Source organism: Vibrio sp. 1580, assembly GCF_033340055.1.
Genome location: NZ_JAWOVT010000001.1, coordinates 1 through 23,320 on the forward strand (window position 1 = coordinate 1; position 23,320 = coordinate 23,320).

Annotated in this window: 18 protein-coding genes and 2 pseudogenes; 11 read left to right on the forward strand and 9 right to left on the reverse strand. The window is 43.4% G+C overall.

Features of this window, described 5'->3' with window-relative positions; translation table 11 throughout:
• Positions 1–908: 908 nt before the first annotated feature.
• Positions 909–2,105: a lipase family protein gene (locus tag R7093_RS00005; protein WP_047104120.1), complete on the reverse strand. Its 1,197-nt coding sequence runs from the start codon at positions 2,103–2,105 to the stop codon at positions 909–911.
• Positions 2,105–2,674 carry a DUF6795 domain-containing protein gene (locus R7093_RS00010; RefSeq protein ID WP_052767719.1) on the reverse strand — a complete coding sequence of 190 codons (570 nt, stop codon included), beginning with the start codon at positions 2,672–2,674 and terminating at the stop codon, positions 2,105–2,107. Before R7093_RS00010 ends, R7093_RS00005 begins: the two co-directional genes overlap by 1 nt.
• A 330-nt stretch (positions 2,675–3,004) precedes the next feature.
• Between R7093_RS00010 and R7093_RS28635 the strand changes: the two are divergent.
• Together R7093_RS28635 and R7093_RS00015 are read left to right on the forward strand one after the other, a co-directional pair.
• Positions 3,005–3,160 (forward strand): annotated as a pseudogene (locus R7093_RS28635) (hypothetical protein); the annotation flags it as partial.
• Between the two features lie 277 nt (positions 3,161–3,437).
• Positions 3,438–3,590: pseudogene (locus R7093_RS00015) on the forward strand (YcxB family protein); the annotation flags it as partial.
• Between the two features lie 119 nt (positions 3,591–3,709).
• Here R7093_RS00015 and R7093_RS00020 read toward each other — a convergent pair.
• From R7093_RS00020 to R7093_RS00030, 3 genes are all read right to left on the reverse strand, one after another.
• Entirely contained in the window at positions 3,710–4,450 is a 741-nt protein-coding gene (locus tag R7093_RS00020; protein WP_196363361.1) for a helix-turn-helix domain-containing protein, read from the reverse strand.
• Between the two features lie 104 nt (positions 4,451–4,554).
• The gene (locus R7093_RS00025) at positions 4,555–5,016 is read right to left on the reverse strand and encodes a carboxymuconolactone decarboxylase family protein (protein ID WP_047104117.1); all 462 of its coding nucleotides are present in this window, start codon (positions 5,014–5,016) and stop codon (positions 4,555–4,557) included.
• A 196-nt stretch (positions 5,017–5,212) separates the two neighbouring features.
• Positions 5,213–6,124 carry a DMT family transporter gene (locus R7093_RS00030; protein ID WP_047104114.1) on the reverse strand — a complete coding sequence of 304 codons (912 nt, stop codon included), beginning with the start codon at positions 6,122–6,124 and terminating at the stop codon, positions 5,213–5,215.
• Between the two features lie 93 nt (positions 6,125–6,217).
• On the opposite strand from R7093_RS00030, the gene R7093_RS00035 reads away from it, so the two are divergent.
• From R7093_RS00035 to R7093_RS00045, 3 genes are all read left to right on the forward strand, one after another.
• Positions 6,218–7,123, forward strand: coding sequence for a LysR family transcriptional regulator (locus R7093_RS00035; RefSeq protein ID WP_017634199.1), 906 nt, complete (start codon positions 6,218–6,220; stop codon positions 7,121–7,123).
• A gap of 266 nt (positions 7,124–7,389) precedes the next feature.
• Positions 7,390–8,217: an MBL fold metallo-hydrolase gene (locus R7093_RS00040; protein WP_025998578.1), complete on the forward strand. Its 828-nt coding sequence runs from the start codon at positions 7,390–7,392 to the stop codon at positions 8,215–8,217.
• Positions 8,218–8,467: 250 nt separating this feature from the next.
• Positions 8,468–8,869: a VOC family protein gene (locus R7093_RS00045; protein WP_005388788.1), complete on the forward strand. Its 402-nt coding sequence runs from the start codon at positions 8,468–8,470 to the stop codon at positions 8,867–8,869.
• A gap of 241 nt (positions 8,870–9,110) precedes the next feature.
• Here R7093_RS00045 and gcvP read toward each other — a convergent pair whose 3' ends face one another.
• The 3 genes from gcvP to R7093_RS00060 all read right to left on the reverse strand — a co-directional run bounded on the left by gcvP (position 9,111) and on the right by R7093_RS00060 (position 13,831).
• A complete protein-coding gene (gcvP, locus tag R7093_RS00050) occupies positions 9,111–11,975 on the reverse strand; it encodes an aminomethyl-transferring glycine dehydrogenase (RefSeq protein ID WP_017820968.1) in 2,865 nt (954 codons plus the stop codon).
• A gap of 126 nt (positions 11,976–12,101) precedes the next feature.
• A complete protein-coding gene (gcvH, locus tag R7093_RS00055; protein WP_005376432.1) occupies positions 12,102–12,482 on the reverse strand; it encodes a glycine cleavage system protein GcvH in 381 nt (126 codons plus the stop codon).
• 53 nt (positions 12,483–12,535) lie between these two features.
• Complete coding sequence (locus R7093_RS00060) at positions 12,536–13,831, reverse strand: serine hydroxymethyltransferase (RefSeq protein WP_047103534.1); 1,296 nt, start codon at positions 13,829–13,831, stop codon at positions 12,536–12,538.
• Between the two features lie 380 nt (positions 13,832–14,211).
• Here R7093_RS00060 and R7093_RS00065 point away from each other — a divergent pair, with 380 nt between their 5' ends.
• Positions 14,212–14,835, forward strand: a complete 624-nt coding sequence (locus R7093_RS00065) for a helix-turn-helix domain-containing protein (protein ID WP_005376429.1) — start codon at positions 14,212–14,214, stop codon at positions 14,833–14,835.
• A gap of 260 nt (positions 14,836–15,095) precedes the next feature.
• Positions 15,096–16,214, forward strand: coding sequence for a glycine cleavage system aminomethyltransferase GcvT (gcvT, locus tag R7093_RS00070; RefSeq protein WP_318146443.1), 1,119 nt, complete (start codon positions 15,096–15,098; stop codon positions 16,212–16,214).
• A 71-nt stretch (positions 16,215–16,285) separates the two neighbouring features.
• Here gcvT and vdeR read toward each other — a convergent pair whose 3' ends face one another.
• Entirely contained in the window at positions 16,286–17,014 is a 729-nt protein-coding gene (vdeR, locus tag R7093_RS00075; RefSeq protein ID WP_005376423.1) for an efflux transporter transcriptional repressor VdeR, read from the reverse strand.
• 160 nt (positions 17,015–17,174) lie between these two features.
• Here vdeR and R7093_RS00080 point away from each other — a divergent pair, with 160 nt between their 5' ends.
• From R7093_RS00080 to R7093_RS00095, 4 genes are all read left to right on the forward strand, one after another.
• On the forward strand, positions 17,175–18,248 hold the full coding sequence (locus tag R7093_RS00080) for an efflux RND transporter periplasmic adaptor subunit (protein WP_017820965.1): 1,074 nt from the start codon (positions 17,175–17,177) through the stop codon (positions 18,246–18,248).
• On the forward strand, positions 18,248–19,309 hold the full coding sequence (locus R7093_RS00085; protein WP_005376420.1) for an efflux RND transporter periplasmic adaptor subunit: 1,062 nt from the start codon (positions 18,248–18,250) through the stop codon (positions 19,307–19,309). Before R7093_RS00080 ends, R7093_RS00085 begins: the two co-directional genes overlap by 1 nt.
• Positions 19,309–22,368, forward strand: coding sequence for an efflux RND transporter permease subunit (locus R7093_RS00090; RefSeq protein WP_047103536.1), 3,060 nt, complete (start codon positions 19,309–19,311; stop codon positions 22,366–22,368). Before R7093_RS00085 ends, R7093_RS00090 begins: the two co-directional genes overlap by 1 nt.
• A gap of 175 nt (positions 22,369–22,543) precedes the next feature.
• Positions 22,544–23,254 (forward strand): hypothetical protein, encoded by a 711-nt coding sequence (locus R7093_RS00095; RefSeq protein ID WP_047103537.1) that lies wholly within the window; start codon positions 22,544–22,546, stop codon positions 23,252–23,254.
• Positions 23,255–23,320 lie beyond the last annotated feature (66 nt).

The window sequence follows — 23,320 nt, forward strand, 5'->3', positions numbered from 1 at the left end:
GTTCTTTTAGTTGTTGATTTCATAACACTCTCCAATTTTGGGGGTGGAAAGTGTCAACCTTATTTAGGACGGCACAGAGCTAACAAAAAAAGCGAGTCCGTGGGTTTGCTTTTTTGATCTTAGGGTTTGATGCTTATGGGGTAGCTCTGATTCAGACTCAAAATCTGAACCACTACACTCGGTGTTTCTGGTTGCGTCTTTCCAGTATATGAACTCCTTAAGTGTGCTGCGGAGTTAGTGTGTAAACTGAACCAAAAAAGTGACAATGAGATAGTTTATTGTGAGCCTAAAGTGATGACGCTAACTTCTAGAGCATTTTTGCTCTATTACTATGTTCGGCAAAGGTTTGACATTCGTTAGTTTGTTGGATTTTCCCTAATAAAGTTCATGTGGCCAGTGTTGGACTTATGCGTCTAAAGGTAACTTCTATGCGGAAGAAATTTATTCGATTTGAGGGGTTATCCATGGAATTGCGATTCGAGCCCCATGGGAGGCGTTCGAAGTTTTAGGGAAAGTAGCCTATAAGAATGGAGTGTGCAGCGAGAATCGAACCTACATCATCATCAGCTTGGAAGGGGGCGCAGTTCGGGTTTTTTAAGAGCTATTTCCCATTAAATCTATTTAATGTCAATTTTTTAAGTTACTTTTCCAACAGAAATCCAAAAACAGTTGAAACTGTAAACCTACATTTTGGCTCCTAATCACGAATTTGAAAATAGTGAAAAATTCATTATTTTCAAATTCGTTTTGATAAATCGCGACCCGATTTGGTTAGAAAGTTTCATCTAAAAAGTGCTTAATAAGAATCCCATTTAGCGGCGTTATGTCAATGTCACCAGTTAACTTATGAGGTGATGAGTTCACCTCTAACTAAGCAATCACGTTACTATGCCATTGCAATGGTTAGGTTAACTTAGCAACGATATCGCTTGTTTAGATACTCTGACTAGTCGTCCAATGGTTCTTTCGAAAACCCATCTAATGAATCGGGCGGATAGATCCTCAATTATGGTCCCATAGTGACCGGCAAAAACAAGCATATGGCCTAATAAGCCTTTTAGTTGCTCTTCATTGCGCTTAGATGATTTAGCAACGGCTTCTAGCTTTCTTGAAAGCCAATCATAAAAGGTCAAGCCAGCAATCACGCCTGCTTGAATCGTTACCGTTGACAAAAGAGCCACATCTTTCAAATAGGTGATAAGTGCGCCCTGTATTCTATCGGCCCAATACTCCGAAAAAGAAGCTTGATTTCGTTGCTCATACTTTAGACGGATAGGGGTAAATAAGTGGTCATTCGATTTCCTCTTCAACGCTCCCCAAGAATCCGAGGAAGCAGTGTTTAAGTAACCCGGATTTTTGTTTCTTGCCATCAAATGGGCTGATATGCTTAACCCAGTGCCAGAGTCCAAGCGGTACTCGCCTGTTGAGATTGGAGCATGAATAAATGGCCAAAGCGGTATTTTTGGTACAGGATCAGCACCATGCGTACATCGATAAACACCATCGTTTAGCTTTTCCGATGAGCGTGCGTATGCTTCCAGACCAACTCTAGGAGCGCCAAAGGTGTATAAGGTGGTTCTGACCTTCATCTCATTACGCACCCAATCAGCGCAAAGTGATGCGAGTGCTCCACCTAAGCTGTGCCCAACGCAATGTATACGTTTTGGTTTAGGATTCATCTGCATAATATACTGCTTCAACTTGGGGCTAAGACTTTGAAAACAATTGTTGAAACCAGCATGAGCGGGCGAACCGTTTGGTGATCCTTTCACCCCTATATTCGCATTTGTGATCCAGTCATTAGCATTTTGTGTTCCTCGAATTGAAATGACAATTTCATTCTCAAATGTAGAACCTTTACCAGTGCCAACCACTGCAAACGCCTCTGAAGTTCTCATCAAGCCAGGGATAACTTTACGCAATACCGGTACATTGGATAAACCCGCTACACCGCCTGTAAAACCATCAAATACATCATCTTCAGAAAAAGAAAAGTGATTTGAAAAACTGTTTTTGCCCGGCATGATAAAACGGCCATTATTTTCATAAGCTTTGTAAGGAATATCCGCTATTTCTGAAGCCATTTTTGGTGTTAACTTTGCCATTACGTGTCCTTATTTAGTAATATTTTTTCAGAAAATCCTTTCAAATCACACCTACTAATAATTTCAAGATCGAGGCCATTCTCAACAAATTTATTTTTAAAAAAGTAACGATATTCGTCCGAATTAATCTCACAACTTAAATCAAGAAGATTATCTGAAATAAATTCATAGGGTTTCACGTCAGAAAAGCGAGTCTCTAGTAAGTAGTATTTTTTGCCATCTACAAAAATGTAAATACCAATGTAGCTAGAGGATTCATGAAGGGCAGGTTCTTTAAACGTCTGATAGTGGTATGTAGGTTCGAAATGAAAATAACCATTTTCTGACGTAATTGTCTCGGTGATATAACGGTTTTTAGAAAAAGCCGTGTGTAGATAAACTACCTCGCTAGTAAACGCTTTCCCGTCTAAGTATAAGCGACCAGTGATCTCTGAGCTAAGTATGTATTGAAACTTTTTTGATTTGAAGAAATTAAACATATCTGCGTTACAACCTGTTGAGAGCAATAATATTGTGGCACTCATAAGGGAAACCAGTATTTTAGTCATTTGTTTACCAATATTGTACATAGGTCAACCCATATCCACGCGTGAGACGATACTATGTCCTAATGCTCTCAAGTGCTAGCCTAGGACCGCCCCAATTCTCAAAAATAAGTCATGTCAAAGCTTATATCTAGGCATACTTTAAAAAATAATGTAAATGACATGTCTATTACTTTCATGGGTTAAACATAAGTAGACTCCCTCTGGCAAAAAATACCGAGCTATTCGTTAAAGTACTTATCCACGTCCATTTCGTAAGCTTGCATACTCGTTGTCTCATTCTGAATTCTTATCATGAAGATCAGTTAACAATAGCCACCGCGCAGATGGTTGTTTTTTTATAACCGATAAAACATGGCGCCATCTCAACTTTTTCAGCACCATTGCTATATCACAGCGAAAATACCTCGAGTTCACTATAAAGCTCATCGATGTGCCTGGGCAGGTTGGAGTGGTGTCAAAGATGAGCTTCCGCAAGCGAATGTTACTCTCGACTGGTTCCATGTAGTGCATTTATTTACACGAGCTGTTGATGACGCTCGAAAACAATGGCACGCAAAAAGCTCTTCGTTGGGCGGTGTTAAAGGATGTTGAGAGTCCGATGACAGATAAGCAAGCACAAGCTTTAGTTGACTAGAGCCAGTAAGAAAAGTCCTAACAACCTTAGAAAAGCACCCAGAGAGAATACTTCAACGTTGGAGCTCGACCTATGCTAATACTGAGAATTTTGACTGACCGAGGCACTGAATACTGTGGCCGTGTTGAACAGCATGATTACCAACTCTACCTAGCTATCAATGATATCGACCAACTCGAACAAACTGATTTGGGCTTTATCCTTCACCTTGGTAAACAACGCCAATACATCAGCAAATCTTGCTTAAACGAAGAAGTGATCGCGTTTATGGTAGAGCAGCACGCGGCATCAAAAGCGAGCTAACCAGCTCATATCAAGCTGGAATGAGCGTTCTAAAAAGTAGGTGATATATGATCGAACATTGTAGCAAGTATATCGTCGATTCTGAATCAATTGGGTTTGATGTAGAAAGCTAATAAGGCTTAGAGGTTTCTCTTTCGGACATACTGCTTCGGTGTCATGCGCGCAATCTGCTTACACTCTCTAGTCATGTGTGCTTGATCGGAAAAGCCTTGCTCCAGCGCCAATTCCGATAAAGTAAGATCGGGTTGCGCTCGGAGTTGCTCTAAAGTGTGCTTCACTCGTTTAATGCGTTGGTAATGTTTAGGAGTAATCCCCAACCATTTCTGAAAATTGCGCTCTCTCTGGCGCTGACTGATCGTCCCTGTAGGTTGTTCAATAATGTGGCCGACATACTGCGGTTCATATTCCTCAATCAGTGTTTGAACCCAGCGATATAACGTAGAAATCCTTGCATATGGCGAACGAGCTGTTTGCAGAGACTCAAATGTTGCTAGTGCAGAAGAAGCCAAAGGGTGGTCGTCTTGAATCCGCAATAGCTGTTCTAGACGTTTACCAAATAGTTGATAACCAACAGCAGGATGAAAGCGTACGCCAGTCATCACCGCGCCTGGCGGTAGGCAGACCTGATGTGCCAGAATGCTTATAGGCAGTAGGACAACCCCCGGCGTCTGCCACTCACCATCTATTTGTACTTCATTCTGTAAAATGAATACCACACCTGTACCAGCATCACTGAGTAATTGTTTACGTACGGTTTGCGTCGTATCAGGTTTGACGGATGCTGACCAAATGGCTTGAACATAGCCAGCTAAAGCCTTTTGAGGTTTTAAAATATCAAATTCTAAGTTCAAATGAATCATCCTATTTAACCTCAACTTAAATGAGAAAGTGATACACATGTACTTTTCATCCTATTAAGTTGAGGTATAAGCAGTGGCTTACAAGTAAGAACCGTCAAATAGAATTATCGAGGTTTATAGACTCCAACCTTTGGCTTAAATGCCTTAACTATTCGGTTCCAACTATTGATCGCGTTGATCGCAATTGTTAGGTTGACCATAGCTTCTTCTCCAAAGGTATTCAAGGTCAGCTGATAGCTATCATCATCTACTGGTAGGCCAGCAGTTAGTAATTCAGCCCAACCTAGTGCAACGTGTTCTGCATCGCTGTAGAATGGCATATCTTTCCATGCACTAAGCCCCCATATGCGTTCCGGCTTTTCACCTAACTTAAGCGCATCTTTACTATGCATGTCGATACAAAATGCACATTGATTGATTTGCGATATGCGTAACTTAACCAGTTCCCATATGATCATGTTCATAGTTTCTGATTGGCTAAATTGTTCATGGAAGTAAGCTTCCTGAGCGTATAGGATTTCTATTGCTTTTGGCGCTACTTCAATATAGTTGAGTCGTTTTTTCATGGTCATTCTCCTCTGTTTTTTACATAGTAAAAAACGCTCTTAGCAAAAGATTGAAGATTTTCGACATGCACTCAATAAAGTTAGATAAAAGAGTGAACGACGAAAGCGAAAAGTGTACCTATTGGAAACCAAGAAAACTTATGCCAATTAACAAAGTATTGCTCTAAATAATGCGACTTAAGGTTGGCGTCTATTTTTACTCCACCACCTTCCGTAAACGAGCAAAAGGTGCTGAGTTACCTATATACACGCCAGCCGCAACGATAAAGACGCCTAAAACATTTTCCCATTGAGCCTGCTCACCAGAAATGAACGAAATCAGTAGAGTGAATACCGGCATAATATTAAATAATGGAGACATTTTATCTGGACCAAGAACGATAGCACCTTTCATCCAAAAGTAATAAGCGATCAAAGTGCCAAACAGGCTCATGTACGCTATTAGTGATAGGTCTTTAAATGTTATGGCATTTAAGCTACGGCTAAAGTCGCCGTGGTACATCGCTATAGCGACCATTTGAATGGCACCAATACTTAACACCCAACGTAACTGCTGAGTTACTGGGATATGAGATGTTAAACGCTTCGCTAGAATTGTGTATAAACACCCACTAATTAAAGCAAATAACATGTATAGATCACCAATATTACTATTGCTGCTAATAGAATGAATATTTCCCCCTGTAATGACGATTACCACTCCACAAAAACTGATTAGTGCACCTAAAATAGTTTTAACCGAAATGGAAGTTTTGAGAATAAAGCCCGACAACAAGATAGTGACAAGTGGTAGGTTTGCCTGAACAACCGCTGCGTTCACTGGGGTAGTAAAGCTCATTGCAGAGAAAATAGAGAAGTTTTGGATAGTTACACCCACGGTTGCTATAACAAACAACGACAACATACTTTTTCGTGTGAGCTTGGCTCCATATGGAGAGCGTTTAGTACCTCTTATCAACAAGAGTATTAAAGCTGCAACGGAAAACCGTAACGTCGCTGAATCCAAAGGAGAGACATCGCTATTAATAGCCTTTATTACGTTAAAGTTACTAGACCAAAAAAAGATAGCGACAACAACACCGCACCAAATTGATAAATGCTTAGACATAGATCTTCCTGATAAAAATTAACTTGACGCGATAATGCTATATATTTCATATTTGATTTTTAATAGCCAAATTTAAGAGGGTTAATCCCAAATATGGAACGTCACTCTTTGGATGATCTTTTGTTATTCGTTTCTGTTGCTCGCTATCAAAGCCTAACACAAGCATCTGAGCGTCTTAATGTCCCGTTAGCCACGCTAAGCCGGAAGTTAAAAAGGCTGGAAACAAACTTAAATTGCAGACTATTTAACCGCAGTGCACACCACTTTGCGTTAACAACTGATGGCGAAAAATATTACCAACTCTGTGAGCCGTTACTTCTTAGCTTAAATAATGTGACATCGAGAATTGCGACTGAGCGTCAGTCTTTAAGCGGAACGATCAAAATATCAGCGCCAATTAACATGACACAGATGTGGTTAAAGCGGTGCGTTTATGAATTTGCAGAGCAACATCCGAAGATATGTATCGATTTAGATGTACAGAATGAAAAAATCAATCTTGTATCTAACCGTGTCGATGTTAGTTTTCGTCTTGGTGATCTTATTGAACAAGACTGGATTGCTCAGAAATTATGGTCGATTCCATTTGCGCTTTGTGCGTCACGAAGCTATTTAGAACAACACCAACCGATTACCCATCCAGAACAACTTATCCATCATCGCCTAATTACGGTAAACAACGACAGCCAATGGAAATTAGTTAATCAAATCACCAATGAAACATTTGACCATTCGCTAAAGTTTCAATTCACTTCAAATGATGTACTACTAGTTAGAGACGCCGTCATCCATGGTTTAGGAATTGCTTGGATTCCAACCTATTACTTTCATGAGCTAAATCATGATCAACATAACCTGCTGCCTTTGTTGCCAGAATGGCAATGCTCGGGTAAAGAAGTATTCATTATGTATCGAGACCGCGATAAAAGGCCTGCAAGAGTTGATGCATTTATTGAACATGTCTTAAATTGGAAAAATCGCATTCAAATGTTTGCTTGAAAGAGGTTTATCACATTGTGCTGTGCCGGTAACCTCAATTGAAGCTTCATGACTCTGCTTCAATTGAGTTCATTTATTTAACCTCTAAAAGAATCATGAATACATAGGCAGTTAATGGGATTCGAGTTTACAAGTGATTCGGTCAGCTAAAACTAAAGCTAAGTAGAAAGTATTTGCAGTTGTATTTGCCTCTGAAAATCGTTTAGAGCTTTCTCATCCGCGAGGTTCTATAAGAAATTATTAAGGATATATTTGTGTGTGATTTCGTGAAAAAAATTGTTGTAGGTTTACTTTTAAGTGCTTCGTCTTTTGCTTCTTTAAGTCAATATGTTCCAGCAATGAATGATAAGAACGGTTATGTAGAACCATTTCAAATGTTTGATAATGTCTATTATGTAGGAGACAAGTGGGTCTCATCATATGCCATTGCTACAGACGACGGACTGGTTATCATTGATACGCTTGATTTCCCTTACTCTGAGTGGATACCTATCAACCTAGAGAAGCTAGGGCTAAAAGATAAGCCAATAACGCACATATTGGTAACTCATGGGCATTCTGACCATGTTGGAGGCGCCCAGTTACTTCAAGAGAAGTATGGTTCCAAAGTTGTGATGACCAAAAGCGCTCATGAACTATCTATACAGCAATCAAACAAAAGCGAAGGTGAGAACAAGTTCCTTCCTCCAAATTTAGACATAGAGATAAAAAGCGATAGCTCTATGGCTATTGGTGGACATGAGTTTAAGTTCTATCTCACACCTGGCCACACGGAAGGTGATTATTCCTTAGACTTCACTGTTGAAGATAATGGCGAACAATATCGTGCTTTTATCGTTGGTGGGCATAGCGTAAGTAGCAATGATCCAGAAGTTATTGGCCAGTTCCTGACTAGCATGGAGAAAATTAGAAAAATTTCACTACAGGCACCTATTGTGAACGTTAACCTTTCGAACCATCCACATAAAAATTTCCTTTTTGAAAATAGGAAGAAGCTCGGTACAAGCGGTAACCCGTTTATCAGTGAGGCAAACTTCTTCATGTTCCTTAAGCAACAAGAAGATTTAGCTAAGGGAAAACTAGAAGAACTATAATACCGTGGTATACGAGCAGCCTTCGTTATTAGGTTAGAGATTTGCTCTTGAGTTATAGCTAAGGCTTTGATGAGTTGCTCAATCAAGATTCGACACTTGTGGTAGCTATATTGTTTGTAGGTTCTAGTGGCAAAGGCGCTGTGCGTAAACATTCGTATTGTGTGCCTTAAACATTTGCAAGGCGTTACGTGCTTTCTAGAAAAGTCTCAAAATAGCGTACAATTAGCGTTTTGACACAGCGGAAATCATCATGGCCAAAACTGTTCAGCAGCAAATCGGAAACATTGCTCTAGTCGTTGAAAATTACGACGATGCTATCGAATTCTATACTCAAAAACTTCAATTCACTCTGGTTGAAGATACCAACCTAGGTGGTGGTAAACGCTGGGTTCAAGTTTCTCCTCCAAACTCCAATGGTACAAACCTACTTTTAGCTCAAGCGAGTACACCGGAGCAAACGCATGCAGTAGGAAATCAAACAGGTGGCCGTGTTTTCCTGTTTCTGCAAACTAATGATTTTTGGCGTGACTACGAATTGATGAAGAAAAATGGTGTTGTATTTAATGAAGAGCCTCGTGTGGAAGAATACGGGACAGTGGTGGTGTTCCAAGATCTCTATGGTAATAAATGGGACTTACTGCAACTGAACTAGAAACTACATAGCACCTGCATAACATAGTGTTCATGAGGAGTTTCCAACAAGCTTTTAAGGCTCTGAGATATTAGTGCTAATTCAAAGGTTCTCAGAAGTCACTGTATTTCTAAATCACTTTTGCGCAAACAATAACTAGCCATCATTCCTTCTTGATGTATCAACAAATGTTAGGGCGGCACAGCAAAAACAAAAAGGCGAACCAAACGGTTCGCCTTTGTCGATTTAGAGACTACAAAAATTAATCTTCGTAGTTATCGATGCTTGGGCATGAACAGATTAGGTTACGGTCGCCGTATACGTTATCTACGCGGTTTACCGTTGGCCAGTACTTCCAAGATTTGGTCGCTTTAGACGGGAAGCAGCCAATCTCGCGAGAGTAAGGGCGGTCCCAATCTTCAGCTGAAAGATCAACTTGAGTGTGTGGCGCGTTAACAAGTGGGTTGTTATCCAGTGGCCATTCACCGTTTTTCACTTTCTCCATTTCTTCGCGGATAGCGATCATCGCATCACAGAAGCGGTCCAGCTCTTCTAGATCTTCCGATTCCGTTGGCTCAACCATTAGCGTGCCCGCTACAGGGAACGACATAGTTGGTGCGTGGAAACCGTAGTCCATTAGACGCTTCGCGATGTCTTCTTCGCTGATACCTGTTTCTTCTTTCAGCGGACGAATGTCGATAATACATTCGTGCGCTACGCGGCCATTTTTGCCACGGTAAAGAACAGGGTAGTGTTGGCGAAGTGTTTCCATCACGTAGTTTGCGTTCAGAATTGCTACTTTTGTAGCATCTGTTAGGCCAGCTTCGCCCATCATTGCGATGTAAGCCCAAGAGATAGGCAGGATAGAAGCGCTACCCATATCTGCTGCTGATACTGCGAAATCTGCGCCTTCTACACCGTCTTCAATATGCCCTGGTAAGAAAGGAGCTAGGTGAGATTTCACACCGATAGGACCCATACCCGGACCGCCACCACCGTGCGGGATGCAGAAGGTTTTGTGTAGGTTTAGGTGAGAAACGTCTGAACCGATGAAGCCTGGTGATGTTAGACCAACCTGCGCGTTCATGTTAGCGCCGTCTAGGTAAACCTGACCACCGGCGGCATGAACCATTTCACACACTTCTTTCACTTTCTCTTCGTAAACGCCGTGCGTAGAAGGGTAAGTGATCATAATGCTTGATAGGTTGTCTTTGTGTTTCTCGATTTTCGCTGCTAGGTCGTCGATGTCGATGTTGCCTTCTTCATCACACTTAACCACAACCACTTTCATTGACACCATAGATGCTGTCGCAGGGTTAGTACCGTGCGCAGAGCTTGGGATCAAACATACGTTGCGGTGACCTTCGCCACGGCTTTCGTGGTAGCGTTGAATCGCGATAAGACCTGCGTACTCACCCGATGCACCAGAGTTTGGTTGTAGTGAGAATGCGTCATAGCCAGTGATTTCACATAGCTTTTCTTTAAGGTCTTTTGCGAGTGCTGCGTAACCAGCTGCTTGTTCTGCTGGTGCGAACGGGTGGATCGAACCAAACTCAGGCCAAGTTACTGGAATCATCTCTGCTGCTGCGTTCAGCTTCATCGTACAGCTGCCCAGTGGGATCATGCCGTGCGTGAGTGAGAAGTCTTTGTTCTCTAGCTGTTTTAGGTAACGCATCATCTGTGTTTCGCTGTGGTGCGTGTTAAACACAGGGTGTGTTAGATATTCTGTTGTGCGGCGCAATGCTTCTGGAATGGCTGCAAACTCGTTGCCTGCGATTTCAGTTGATAGTGCTGCGACTTCTTCTTTCACACCGAATACTGCGAATAGGGCTTCTACATCTGCCACGGTTGTAGTTTCGTCGAAGCTCACACCTAGCTGAGTACCCAACTTACGTAGGTTGATGTCTGCGGCTAGTGCTTTCGCGTATAGGTCTTCAGTTTGTGCACCTGTGTTGATAGTGATGGTGTCGAAGAAGCTGTTGTGAGCAAGCTCGAAGCCGCCTTTAGTTAGGCCAGCGGCTAGGATGGCTGTCATGTGGTGTGTACGACGAGCAATAGTGCGTAGACCTTCTGCGCCGTGGTAAACCGCGTAGAAAGACGCCATGTTCGCTAGCAGTGCTTGAGCAGTACAGATGTTTGATGTCGCTTTTTCACGACGGATGTGCTGTTCACGCGTTTGCATTGCCATACGCAGTGCTTGGTTACCATTGGTATCGATAGAAACACCGATAACACGGCCAGGCATTGTACGCTTGTGCTTATCACGCGTTGCCATGAAAGCAGCGTGTGGACCGCCGTAACCCATCGGCACGCCAAAACGTTGTGCTGAACCGATTGCTACGTCTGCGCCCATTTCACCTGCAGGTTTAAGTAGGGTAGAAGCAAGAAGGTCCGTTGCTACAGTCACTAGTGTTTTGTTTGCTTGCGCTTTAGCGATGATGTCCGTTAGGTCACGAACTTCACCTGTTGTACTTGGGTATTGAACTAGTGCGCCGAACACGTCTTGCTCTGGTAGTGATTCTAAAGAACCAACCAAGACTTCAAAGCCGATGAATTTCGCACGAGTTTTTACCACTTCGATGGTTTGTGGGTGAACGTCGTCAGCAACGAAGAATACGTTGCTCTTGCTTTTACCCGCACGCTTACAAAGTGTCATCGCTTCTGCTGCTGCCGTTGCTTCATCGAGCAATGACGCGTTCGCGATTTCCATACCAGTAAGATCCATCACCATTTGTTGGTAGTTTAGAAGTGCTTCTAAACGACCTTGTGAGATCTCTGGTTGGTAAGGGGTGTAAGCGGTGTACCAGCCCGGGTTTTCCATCACGTTGCGTAGAATCACGTTCGGCGTGAAGGTGTTGTAGTAACCCTGACCAATGAATGTACGTTTAACTTGGTTCTGATCGGCGAACTTACGCATTGCTGCCAGCATGTCTGCTTCGCTTTTCGCTTCTGCCAAGCTCATTGGTTGCTCTAGGCGAATTTGTGCTGGTACGGTTTCGTCGATAAGCGAATCTAGGCTAACTGCGTTGATCGCTTCCAACATTTTCTGTTGGTCAGATTTGTTTGGTCCATTGTGGCGAGCAACGAACTCGTTTTGTGTGCTGAGGCTTTGAAGTAATTCAGTCATTGTCCTTTACCTACTCCTTGGTTCGGGTAACGGATTTGCGTTACTGATAAATTAAATTATACGTCCGAACCTAGAAAAAAAGCTGTTCTCTAAACAGGCTAGGGAACAGCTTTCGTCACATCCTAATTACTCTTCTTCGATAGAGTTTAGGTATTCGTCTGCGTCTTTCAGGTTATCTAGTTCAGATACATCAGACATCTTCACTTTTACGATCCAGCCACCTTCGTACGGCTCTTCGTTAATTAGCTCTGGGCTGTCTTCTAGTTCTTCATTGATTTCTACGATTTCACCAGTGATTGGTGCGTAGATGTCTGACGCTGCTTTTACAGATTCAACGAGAGAGAAGCTTTCACCTGCTTCAACTTCGTCTTCTACGTCTGGTAGGTCAACGAATACCACGTCACCTAGCATTTCTTGTGCATGCTCAGAAATACCAATTGTTACTGTGCCGTCACCGTTGTCACGTACCCACTCGTGGCTATCTGCAAACTTCAGTGTTTTGTCCATTGCTTAATCTCCGAATAACTTGTCAGGAATTATTATGATTTCAAAAAAATCGTTTACTGGTATAGAGGAAAGCGACTGCAAAGTTCTTTTACTTCTTTGCGAACGCGTTTTTCAACTTCTGCGTCACCTTCAGGGTTGTTCACTAAACCGTCCAGTACGTCACCAATCCAATTACCGATGAGTTTGAATTCTTCAGCGCCAAAGCCGCGGCTTGTACCCGCAGGCGTTCCTAAACGGATGCCCGATGTAATCATAGGCTTCTCTGTATCGAATGGGATGCCATTTTTGTTACATGTGATCCCAGCACGCTCTAGAGCTTCTTCTGCTTTATTGCCTTTCAACCCTTTCGGACGAAGGTCAACCAGCATTAGGTGCGTGTCTGTGCCACCAGTTACGATGTCGCAACCGCGAGTTTGCAATACTTCCGCTAGGACTTTTGCGTTATTGATCACCGAATCAATATAAGTTTTAAATTCAGGGCCAAGCGCTTCACCAAATGCGACCGCTTTGGCTGCGATAACGTGCATCAGTGGGCCACCTTGTAGGCCAGGGAATACGGCTGAGTTGATTTTCTTAATGATGTCTTCGTGGTTAGTAAGAATCATACCGCCGCGAGGGCCACGCAATGTTTTGTGTGTTGTAGTCGTAACAACGTGTGCGTGTGGCAGTGGGCTAGGGTGTGCGCTTGTTGCGATAAGACCAGCGATGTGCGCCATGTCGACCATAAGAATTGCATTTACTTCGTCTGCGATTTCACGGAATTTTGCAAAGTCGATAGTACGTGGAATAGCGCTACCACCTGCGATGATCATTTTAGGTTGGTGCTCAAGTGCAAGCTCACGAACATCTTCGTAGTTAATTTCTAGTGTTTCGCGATCAACACCGTATTGAACTGCATTAAACCATTTACCAGAAAGTGCAGGGCGTGCGCCGTGCGTCAGGTGACCACCTGCGTCTAAAGACATACCAAGAATGGTGTCACCAGGTTGAAGCAGTGCCAGCTTTACTGCGCCGTTTGCTTGTGCGCCTGAGTGTGGTTGAACGTTTGCGTATTCACAATTGAAAAGTTTTTTTGCGCGTTCGATAGCAATGGCTTCCACTGTATCTACGTGCTCACAACCACCATAGTAACGGCGACCTGGGTAACCTTCAGCGTATTTGTTTGTTAGGCATGTGCCTTGAGCTTGCATTACCGCTTTAGAAACAATGTTCTCAGAAGCGATAAGTTCGATTTGTTCGTTTTGGCGAGCGGATTCCGCTTGAATTCCAGCAAAGACAGCATCATCTGTCGCAGAGAGGTTGGTAGAGAAAAAGTTTTCCAAGCTGTGGTTAGGGTAACTCTTATTCATGGTAGTTGACCTTCCAAATCTGAAAATGAACCCGCAATAGATGAGTTATGATTTGCGGTTGTGGTTCATTTGTCCTCAAAAACAGCTGAACTGCGTAGCAGAACAGAGTGAACATCCGGCCCTAAATTTGGGCAAAAAACTCCGTTGGATTGCGTGTTTCCTTTACCAATCTCTTACGGAAATATGCATCTCTACATCTAACAAGTTGGTAACATAGCGCCTGTGGCGGGAACAATCAACCAAAAATTTCCTATAGGAAACAAGATTTCAAAATTTGTTAACAAGAGCACGCTTTAATTCACTTGGTGGACTTCTATCCACTATGTGCTTCATGCACAATGCGAGTAAGACAAAAAATATGGATATCTATAGAGGGATTTATGGCAGAAAGTATTTACGATGAATACCCATCGATGACGTTGGCAAAAGAGCAACATGACCAAAATATCGAGCCGTTAAAACTGGGCCAGCGTATTAAGGATATCCGCTCGAAACTTGGTATCACATTAGAAGAAGCGAGTCAGCGAACCGGGCTTGCTCGATCTACACTGAGCAAAATAGAAAATGAGCAGATCTCCCCGACGTTTCAAGCGATGCAAAAATTGGCACTAGGCTTACAAATTGACATGCCACAACTCTTTGAACCACCTAGAAAAAAGGTAGCGACAGGGCGCAGGGATGTTACCAAGAAGAATGAAGGTAAACCACACCCAACACAAACTTATGAACATGAACTGCTCGCTACTCAACTTTCCAATAAGAAAATGATGCCGTTTAAGAGCCAAATTCGAGCTCGTAGTTTTGATGAATATAAAGACTGGGTTCGTCATGACGGCGAAGAATTTTTACTTATCTTATCTGGTGAGGTCATGTTCTATTCTGAGTTTTACGAACCTGTTGTTTTAAGCGAGGGAGACAGCGTTTATTACGATGCAAATATGGGACATATGTTGACCAGTGTTAGCGAGGAAGATGCGCTCATTTTGTGGGTGACAGCCAAATAGTGATAAATACTTGTAAATTTCCTATAGTGAAAGCAAACGATTGCTATTGGTGGTCGTTATGATGAAAAAGCGCTTTTTTGATGAGAGCTTACTCATTAAAGCGCTTTTTTTGTACGATTTGTTGTGATTAAAATGTTAAGAGTCACACTTTTGCAAGTCGATCTACGTCTTGTTCGTGCAAAATAGAATGAGCCATGTTTATTATTGGAAACACATCGAATGCCGATAGCATTCTCGGGTCTATCTAAATGGAGACGAAAATGACTCAAGAACTACTGAAAACACCACTACACGCACTTCACGTTGAAGTTGGTGCCAAAATGGTCCCGTTCGCGGGTTACGATATGCCTGTTCAGTATCCTCTAGGCGTAAAGAAGGAACACTTACATACTCGTGATGCGGCAGGTCTGTTTGATGTTTCTCACATGGGACAGCTTCGCCTAATTGGTGACGGTGCAGCTGCGTTCCTAGAAACATTAGTCCCAGTGGATATTGTGGATCTTGAGTCTGGTAAACAGCGTTACGCTTTTTTCACTAATGAAGAGGGCGGCATCATGGACGACTTGATGGTGGCTAACCTAGGCGATCATCTGTTTGTGGTTGTGAACGCAGCATGTAAAGCACAAGATATCGCACACCTACAAGCGCATTTACCATCTGGTGTTGAGCTAGAAATTATCGAAGACCGAGCTCTACTTGCAATCCAAGGCCCTAAAGCGGCAGCTGTATTGGCGCGTTTTGCACCAGAAGTTTCTGAAATGCTGTTCATGGATATTTGTAAAGTCGATGTTTTAGGCGCCGAGTGCATTGTTTCTCGTAGTGGTTATACAGGCGAAGACGGTTACGAAATCTCGGTTCCTGCTGACAAAGCGGAAGAGCTAGCACGTAAACTGACTGCGGAAGATGAAGTTGAATGGATTGGCCTTGGTGCTCGTGATTCACTTCGTCTTGAGTGTGGCCTTTGTCTATACGGTCATGACCTAGACACAACAACAACACCTGTTGAAGCGAGCTTGCTATGGGGTATCCAAAAAGTTCGTCGTATTGGTGGTGAACGTGAAGGTGGTTTCCCTGGCGCAGACATTATTCTTAAGCAGATTGAGACTAAAGATGTGGCGCGTAAGCGTGTGGGTCTAGTAGGTCAAACCAAAGCGCCAGTGCGTGAAGGTGTTGAACTGTTTGATGCTGACGGCGTTAAAATTGGCGTTGTAACCAGCGGTACGGCGGGCCCGAATGCAGGTAAGCCAGTCTCAATGGGGTATGTTCGTGCGGATTTTGCGGCGATTGGTACTGAAGTGTTCGCTGAAGTGCGTGGCAAAATGCTACCAATGACAGTTGAAAAAATGCCGTTCGTACCACAACGCTACTACCGTGGTTAAAACGAATTGAAACAAAAATGCCGAGCTTTGTAGCTCGGCATTTTTTATGTCTTCTTTTCGCTTGTTTACTTTTAGTTTACTGCTTCATCAATAGTACAGCACATATCAATAACGATATCTTCAAGCTTTTCCGGATGAATCATCTCTTCTTTTGGGATCCCAAATTGAGAGGCCATAATGGTATTAAACAATTCCCAATGCTTGATCAGCAGTTTTTCGCGATTATCTGCAATATCCGGCCATGTTTCTTGCATCATTGGCGCGAGACTGACAGCACCATGTGCGAAGATCAACATTTGCCACTTTGATTCCCACTGATCAAATTGTGCATTAGGGTTTTCGCTGTTGTACTGCTCGAAAATTCCGGTAAATATCGCAGCGAACTCATCTTTTGACTTTAAGAAATACTGCAGCAGAGCACCGTCATCGCCTTGTCGAATGGCATCGGCGATCATCTGTACTGGATGAGGATTGACGAGAGCAAATGCTAGCATGCGAACCATAAACAGATAAATTTTTCTATTCGAAGGTGTGTTCTCCGGCATTTCATTGATGAGTTCAGCCATATAGCACTGCATGAACTCGTCCATTGCATCGCTAACCGCTTGCCAGATTTTCTCTTTGCTGCCGAAGTGGTGACGGATCAAACTATGTGAAACACCAGCCTTTTCACTGATATTGCGCAGCGAGACACGCTCGTAACCAAGTTCACAAAACATATCTGCTGCCACTTTAAGGATCAGACACTTAGTTTGTTCTGCTGCTTCAGCACTTCTACGCCCCTGCTTTCTTTCATTCATAGTTCGAATTTTCCCGAATATTAATCACGCGCTTACTTTTACCAGAAACCGAACGCTTTGACTAATTAATTTGCTATCCACCTGGAAAATATGTTGATCAATTTCAAATTCTGCTTATACTGCACGGCTGTGTAATATATAAAACCTACGGAGAAAGCGGGTGCGAAAACAATATTTAAAGCGCACTTTAGTTGGCGCAGTGGTGACATTAAGTCTTTCTGGGATGCTAACTGGGTGTAATAAAGCCATTTCTGAGCCGTCTGAACCTTTAATCAAACCTGTAAAATTACTGGCGGTGAAAGACCTAGAACTTGAAGACTCGCACGCCTTTTTAGCGCGTATTGATGCAACACATCGCGCGCAGCTTTCTTTTCAGGTTGGTGGAGAGGTTGATGAATTACGTGTACGCATGGGTCAAAAAGTCCAAAAAGGTGAAGTGCTCGCAACGTTAGACCCTAAAGATCTTCAGCTTGCGTTAGATGCCGCTCAAGCGCAGTACGCGTTAGCGAAAACACAATGGGACCGCGCGAAAAACCTTTACGGAAAAAAACTCATTAGTACTGATGAGTACGATCAGAAAGAAACTCAATATAAAGCGGCATTGGCGAACTACGAACAAGCTAAAACCGATTTGAGCTATACCAAAATTCACGCACCGTTTGATGGCATTGTGTCATATACCTATGTCAACCCGTTTCAAGTAGTAGCAGAGAAGCAGGAGATCTTGAATCTCATTGATAACACGACGTTGGATGTATCTTTCACCTTGCCAGTAAGTTATGCGGAATCTGTATCACTTGAGTCACTGCAAAACTCCGATATGTGGGTGACGATGGATAGCGAGCCAGGAAAACGTATCCCTGGGCAATTTAAAGAAATTTCGACGCAGCCAAACATCGATACCAATAGTTATGAGGCGATCGTGACCATCACTCGACCAGAAGATCGCAATTTGCTGACAGGTATGACTGGGCAGGTACACATTGCTAAACAACATGTATCGGACGCGATGACGTTACCTCAGTCTGCTTGGGTCAACAAAAATGGGACGCAAGGTGAAGTTTGGGTAATGGACAGAAGCACGCAGCAGGTCAATAAAGTCACTGTGTCACTTGACGCAGCAGGTGGTGTGAAAGCCGGGCTTGATAACAATGATTACGTTGTTATTGCTGGTGTTGAGAGACTGGTTGAAGGACAAGTGGTGAAAGCTTGGGTTCGTGAGGGAGGCATTTAATGAAACGTTCTCTACTTACGATCTCTGCGATTGCACTTGCAGTTTTAACAGGGTGCAAAAATGAAAACCAAGCTATCGTCGAGCAGCCACTTTTTGTGTCGACTATCTCGGTGGATGCACCAGTACAAAGTCAACATCGCGCGTTCAAAGGCATAGTAGTGCCTGCAGAGCAAACGCCAATGGCATTTCGCCGCGCTGGGGAAGTTCAGCACGTATTGGTTAAAGCGGGTGACGTTGTGAAGCAGGGGCAAATGATCGCAAAGCTAGATGATAGCAAAGAGAAGCAAGCCGTGAATGACGCAGAAGCACAATACACACTCGCAATTCGTCAGCTTAAACGCGGTGAAGACTTGCATGCACGTCAAATGATTTCAAAAGCGGAACTTGATGAGCTAACCGCCAATAAAGAGCTAGCTGAGGCTACTTTCTATAACGCGACCAATCAATTGAATTACACCCGTTTATTCGCCCCGTTCGCCGGTAAAGTATCCGATGTTTTCAAAGAACGTTTTGAGCGTGTGGCAATTGGTGAACCCGTGTTAAACCTATACCAAAACGATTTGGTTTACGTGCGTATTGAGCTTTCCGACAATGTTTTAGCGATGGTAGACCCAAACTCAGACAGCATGAGCTACAAGCCTAGAGCAACCTTCTCCGGCATCGATGGCAGATTTGCTTTGGACTATTTAGAGCACACAAGTGAACCCAACGCTGAAACTCAAACCTACGAAATGTACTTGACGATGCCACAGCCAAAAACAGAGATATTGCCGGGAACCAGCGTAAGCGTTTTGGTCGATATGGTGAAGGCGGGCATTACCTCTATTGATGGTTACAGTGTTCCTGTCACGGCGCTTCAAGCAGGCAGTGAAGGGAATGAGTTCTTTGTGTGGAAAAAAGAAGGTGACATTGTCACACGAGTGCCTGTCATGATTTCTCAAGTGAATGGCAATGGAGCCATTGTGTCGTCAGGTGTTAGCCAGGGCGATATTCTGATTAATTCAAATCTGCGTAAATTACGCGAAGGTAAACATGTGGATGTTGTGGAGAATAACCAATAATGAACATTGCTGAGTATTCAATAAAAAACAAAGTCATCAGCTGGTTGTTCATTATTATCCTTGCTGTTGGTGGTTTAACGTCATTTTTGGAGCTTGGACGATTAGAAGACCCGGCATTTACGATCAAAGATGCCATGATCATCTCAACATACCCTGGCGCGACGTCAAAAGAAGTTGAAGAAGAGCTGACGTATCCTCTAGAAAAAGAGATTCGAAAACTCCCTTATATCGACAAAATTACCTCTACGTCTTCTAATGGTATGTCTCAAATAACGGTGAGCATGGAAATGGACTATGGTCCTGATGAACTGCCGCAAATTTGGGATGAAATGCGCCGTAAAATTAATGATTTACGACCATCATTGCCTCAAGGTGTTCAGTCTTTACAGATCATTGATGATTTCGGTGACGTTTATGGCGTGATGTTAATGCTCACTGGTGACGATTACGACTATGTAGAGCTGAAACGTTATGCGGATTACCTGACCCGTGAAATCGAGCTTGTTGATGGTGTTGGTAAGGTAGACATCACGGGCGATCAGCAAGAAATGCTATTCGTTGAGATCTCACTTGATCGCCTTGCTGCACTGAACTTAGACATGAATGTGGTTTCGAGCTTGTTGAACCAGCAAAACAATGTGGTTTCAGCAGGTGAAGTGATGGTCAATGGCGAAAGCCTGGTTATTCGCCCAAGCGGCACCTTAAACACTGTAGAAGCACTAGAAAATCTGATCATTCATGGCCGTGACACAGGAAATCTAATTCGTCTAAAAGACGTAGCAACGATTTCTCGCGGTATTCAAGAGAAGCCAAGCAACGTCGTACTCTTTAACGGTCAAAAAGCGATTAATATCGGTATCTCGTTTGCATCGGGTGTGAACGTGGTTGAGGTTGGTGAACGTTTGGATGCGGAGCTCGCGAGCCTTGAGTCTATCAAGCCTGCTGGCATCGATATGAACTACTTTTACAACCAAGCCAATGAGGTGGATGAATCTGTTAAAGCGTTTGTAATTAGTCTAGCGGAGGCAGTGGCGATCGTAATCATTGTGTTGCTGTTTACTATGGGTTTACGCAGTGGTGTCATCATTGGAGTTGTGTTGTTATTGACGGTATTTGGTACCTTCATTTTGATGAATTACAACAACATCGAACTGCATCGTATTTCTCTTGGCGCGTTAATTATTGCCTTGGGTATGCTGGTTGATAACGCGATTGTTGTCGTGGAAGGCATATTGGTTGGCCTAAAGAAAGGGCGTACCAAAGTTCAAGCGGCTGTCGATATTGTAAAGCAAACACAATGGCCTTTGCTGGGCGCAACTGTTATTGCAATTACGGCTTTTGCACCTATCGGCTTGTCGCAAGATGCGACAGGTGAGTTCATGGGCTCTCTATTCTGGGTGCTGTGTTTCTCACTATTTTTAAGCTGGATTACCGCTATTACACTGACGCCTTTCCTTGCCGATCTTTTGTTGAAAGAGGAAAACAAAGAGCAGGGTACTAGCGAAGATGATCCTTATAAAGGCTGGTTGTTTGTCGTATTTGGGGCATCACTGAAATTTGCATTGCGATTCCGCTGGCTTACCGTTGCTGGCATGGTGGCGCTATTAGTGGGTGCTGTCGTGGCATTTGGTAATGTAAAACAGCAGTTCTTCCCACCATCGAATACGCCGATGTTCTACGTGGATATGTGGATGCCAGAGGGTACTGACATCCGTGAAACGATCAAAAAAGCTGAAGAGATCGAAAGCTACATTCGTCAGCAAGATGATATTGACTTTGTTTCTGCTTCGATTGGGCAGGGCCTACAGCGTTTTGCTTTAACCTATCAACCAGAAAAAAGTTACGAAGCGTACGCTCAGTTCCAAGTTCGCGCGACTGATCGTGAGAAAATGTTTGGTTTACTGCATAAGTTAGATGCGAATCTGGCGAAAACATTTGATGCGCCTACGTTCCAGTTTAAATTGATGGAATTTGGTCCATCACCAGCGTCTAAGATCGAAGCGCGTATTACTGGCCCTGATCCACAAGTTTTACGTGACTTGGCGGTGCAAGTCGAAGACATCCTTCATACCGACCCTGGTGCCCGAAACATTCGTCACGATTGGCGAGAGCGCACCAAGGAACTTGTACCCGTTTTCAATGAGTCTAAAGCTCGTCGCTTAGGTATTTCGAAAGAAGATCTTTCAAGCACACTGCAAATGGCGTTTGGTGGTAGCACCTTAGGTTACTTGCGTGATGGTACACATACGTTGCCAATTATGACACGCCTTCCTGAAGAAGAACGCGTAGATTTTGAATCACTACAAAACGTGACCATTTGGAGTCCTTCGTTGCAAACGTACATTCCGGTTGATCAAGTGATTGATGGCGTTCAACTGGATTGGAGTGAGCCGCTAATTCAGCGTCGTGACCGTAAGCGTACGTTAACCGTTCTCGCGGACCATGATGTGTTGAGTGACGACACGGCAGCAAGCTTATTTGCTCGTGTACAGCCTAAAGTGATGGCATTGCATGTTCCAGAAGGATACGAAATCACATGGGGTGGTGAGTACGAATCATCCAAAGATGCACAAGAAGGCCTATTCGGTTCATTGCCGATGGGTTACTTGTTGATGTTCATCATTACTATTTTACTGTTTAACTCAATCAAAAAACCGTTGGTCATTTGGTTCACCGTTCCGTTAGCGATCATTGGCGTTGCTTTTGGTTTGCTTACCACGAACATGCCGTTCAGTTTTACAGCATTCCTTGGTTTGTTAAGCCTAAGTGGCATGATTTTGAAAAACGGTATTGTGTTGCTTGACCAAATTAACCTTGAGTTGGAGTCTGGTAAAGATCCTTACCTCGCGATTGTTGATAGTGCGATAAGCCGCGTTCGTCCGGTAAGTATGGCGGCACTAACAACTATCTTGGGGATGATTCCATTGGTCTTCGACGCCTTTTTTGGCTCGATGGCAATAACGATTATGGCAGGTCTTGGTTTTGCTACTGTACTGACACTGATAGTGGTGCCAGTGATGTTTGCAATTCTGTTTAGGGTAAAACCGACCACTGCATAGGGACTCCTGGCTATTTGCCAGCTTCCTGCCTAGCCCTGAAGGTTTTCTTCGGGGCTTTTTTGATCTTACTAATATATACCAAACCATTCATTTGCTTGATTTTAATGATTTTCTTACGATTACAATGCAAATCATGCGTATACTGATGTAACGACACATCAAAGATTGAGATTACATGAATAAGCGTATATTAAACGGACTCTTCTTCGTTGGTTCTTTCACCTTGGTTGGCTGCACCGCGACGGATAGCATGCCGACAGAAACCAAACAACCTGCCCCTAAAGTCAACAGTGTTAGTGCTGAAGTCATTTCCAGTTGGATTGATAGTAAGGTTTTAGCCCCTGAAGGGCTGTCGCTCGAGCAAGACAATCTACGTTATCTATCGGGTAGCGCCGACCTAAACAGCGACGGCAAGGCAGAACACATAGTGTTGCTTCAAGATCGCTATTTCTGTGGTAGTGGTGGCTGCTCTGCATATATGTTTGATAATGAGGGAAACGTTATTAATCGAATGTCGGTAACTCGCACGCCTATTGTACTAGCCGACAGTTACAGTAATGGTTGGCAGGACTTTATCGTTTGGAGTAATGGCTCATATCGACTCATGAGTTACAACGGTGAGTCTTATCCAAGTAACCCGTCACTAGAGCAAAAGGTGGATCGAGACGCTAACCAGCAGGCGGCAATCGCAAATGTAATGGCGACAGAGCTTTATCAGCAAGACGGCTATGACATTCTGCCCGCAGAGTCAAAAACCTTGTGGACGCCAGCTAACGTTTACCACTTTACCTTCAAGCACTACGGTGACCCGCATAGCGCTTATCAAGCAACGGTGGATATGAGCAGTGGGGAAGTAGACATTGTAGCCGTTCCGGCTGCGGAATAAAAAACACCTCCCTTAACCGGAATTAAAGGGAGGTGCTAAATGCCAAATTCGAGGGTGGCATTGTTA

Excerpts from the sequence above, each read along its gene's own strand:
- R7093_RS00005 (WP_047104120.1), bottom strand. The coding sequence starts at position 2,105 with ATGGCAAAGTTAACACCAAAAATGGCTTCAGAAATAGCGGATATTCCT.
- R7093_RS00010 (WP_052767719.1), bottom strand. The coding sequence starts at position 2,674 with ATGTACAATATTGGTAAACAAATGACTAAAATACTGGTTTCCCTTATG.
- R7093_RS00020 (WP_196363361.1), bottom strand. The coding sequence starts at position 4,450 with ATGATTCATTTGAACTTAGAATTTGATATTTTAAAACCTCAAAAGGCT.
- R7093_RS00025 (WP_047104117.1), bottom strand. The coding sequence starts at position 5,016 with ATGAAAAAACGACTCAACTATATTGAAGTAGCGCCAAAAGCAATAGAA.
- R7093_RS00030 (WP_047104114.1), bottom strand. The coding sequence starts at position 6,124 with ATGTCTAAGCATTTATCAATTTGGTGCGGTGTTGTTGTCGCTATCTTT.
- R7093_RS00035 (WP_017634199.1), top strand. The coding sequence starts at position 6,218 with ATGGAACGTCACTCTTTGGATGATCTTTTGTTATTCGTTTCTGTTGCT.
- R7093_RS00045 (WP_005388788.1), top strand. The coding sequence starts at position 8,468 with ATGGCCAAAACTGTTCAGCAGCAAATCGGAAACATTGCTCTAGTCGTT.
- gcvP (WP_017820968.1), bottom strand. The coding sequence starts at position 11,975 with ATGACTGAATTACTTCAAAGCCTCAGCACACAAAACGAGTTCGTTGCT.
- gcvH (WP_005376432.1), bottom strand. The coding sequence starts at position 12,482 with ATGGACAAAACACTGAAGTTTGCAGATAGCCACGAGTGGGTACGTGAC.
- R7093_RS00060 (WP_047103534.1), bottom strand. The coding sequence starts at position 13,831 with ATGAATAAGAGTTACCCTAACCACAGCTTGGAAAACTTTTTCTCTACC.
- R7093_RS00065 (WP_005376429.1), top strand. The coding sequence starts at position 14,212 with ATGGCAGAAAGTATTTACGATGAATACCCATCGATGACGTTGGCAAAA.
- gcvT (WP_318146443.1), top strand. The coding sequence starts at position 15,096 with ATGACTCAAGAACTACTGAAAACACCACTACACGCACTTCACGTTGAA.
- vdeR (WP_005376423.1), bottom strand. The coding sequence starts at position 17,014 with ATGAATGAAAGAAAGCAGGGGCGTAGAAGTGCTGAAGCAGCAGAACAA.
- R7093_RS00085 (WP_005376420.1), top strand. The coding sequence starts at position 18,248 with ATGAAACGTTCTCTACTTACGATCTCTGCGATTGCACTTGCAGTTTTA.
- R7093_RS00090 (WP_047103536.1), top strand. The coding sequence starts at position 19,309 with ATGAACATTGCTGAGTATTCAATAAAAAACAAAGTCATCAGCTGGTTG.
- R7093_RS00095 (WP_047103537.1), top strand. The coding sequence starts at position 22,544 with ATGAATAAGCGTATATTAAACGGACTCTTCTTCGTTGGTTCTTTCACC.